At 30.8% G+C, this 211-nt stretch carries 1 protein-coding gene; it reads left to right on the top strand.

The genetic code is table 11. The features are described 5' to 3' along the window. Positions 1 to 16 precede the first annotated feature (16 nt). Positions 17 to 211 (top strand): transposase (locus tag IDG65_RS14750; protein WP_206174289.1); only part of this gene is annotated, 195 nt, incomplete at its 3' end.

Genomic DNA, 211 nt, shown 5'->3' with positions numbered 1-211 from the left:
ATTAATGAAGTGCCTTATGTATAAAAATTATAACTTGATCCAACTTACACTACCAATAGAAACTTCTGTTAGAATTCCTCAAATTGATATTTCGCGATATGTTAATGAAATTGTTGAAACGATACCTGATAGCGAATTCGATGAATTCAGACATCATCGTGGTGCAACATCCTATCATCCAAAAATGATGTTAAAAATCATCTTATATGCA

The organism is Staphylococcus sp. EG-SA-17 (assembly GCF_017151845.1).
Taxonomy (GTDB): Bacteria; Bacillota; Bacilli; order Staphylococcales; family Staphylococcaceae; genus Staphylococcus; species Staphylococcus aureus.
Note: the sequence above shows the minus strand (reverse complement) of the source record. Positions and strands in the feature narration are given on the sequence as shown.